Annotated in this window: 1 rRNA gene; it reads left to right on the plus strand. The window is 50.3% G+C overall.

The features are described from left to right. A 23S ribosomal RNA gene (locus tag FTU35_RS13340) occupies window positions 1–1,039 on the plus strand; the annotation flags it as partial.

Genomic DNA, 1,039 nt, shown 5'->3' on the forward strand with positions numbered 1-1,039 from the left:
ATCCTCCAAGGCTAAATACTCCTGACTGACCGATAGTGAACCAGTACCGTGAGGGAAAGGCGAAAAGAACCCCTGTGAGGGGAGTGAAATAGATCCTGAAACCGCATGCATACAAGCAGTGGGAGCCAACTTGTTTGGTGACTGCGTACCTTTTGTATAATGGGTCAGCGACTTATATTCAGTAGCGAGGTTAACCGAATAGGGGAGCCGTAGAGAAATCGAGTCTTAATAGGGCGTATAGTTGCTGGGTATAGACCCGAAACCGGGTGATCTATCCATGAGCAGGTTGAAGGTTGGGTAACACTAACTGGAGGACCGAACCCACTGTCGTTGAAAAGCCAGGGGATGACTTGTGGATAGGGGTGAAAGGCTAATCAAACTCGGTGATAGCTGGTTCTCCCCGAAAGCTATTTAGGTAGCGCCTCGGACGAATACCATTGGGGGTAGAGCACTGTTTCGGCTAGGGGGTCATCCCGACTTACCAAACCGATGCAAACTCCGAATACCAATGAGTACTATCCGGGAGACAGACTGCGGGTGCTAACGTCCGTAGTCAAGAGGAAAACAATCCAGACCGCCAGCTAAGGCCCCAAAATCATAGTTAAGTGGGAAACGATGTGGGAAGGCATAGACAGCTAGGAGGTTGGCTTAGAAGCAGCCACCCTTTAAAGAAAGCGTAATAGCTCACTAGTCGAGTCGGCCTGCGCGGAAGATGTAACGGGGCTAAAACTATGTGCCGAAGCTGCGGATGTATACTTTGTATACGTGGTAGGGGAGCGTTCTGTAAGCCGAAGAAGGTGGATTGAGAAGTCTGCTGGAGGTATCAGAAGTGCGAATGCTGACGTGAGTAACGACAAAACGGGTGAAAAACCCGTTCGCTGAAAGACCAAGGGTTCCAGTCCAACGTTAATCGGGGCTGGGTGAGTCGACCCCTAAGGCGAGGCCGAGAGGCGTAGTCGATGGGAAATTGGTTAATATTCCAATACTTCAGTGTAATGCGATGAGAGGACGGAGAAGGTTAAGTCAGCCTGGCGTTGGT

The sequence above is a fragment of the Acinetobacter sp. YH12095 genome (assembly GCF_013419245.1).
Lineage (GTDB): Bacteria > Pseudomonadota > Gammaproteobacteria > Pseudomonadales > Moraxellaceae > Acinetobacter > Acinetobacter towneri.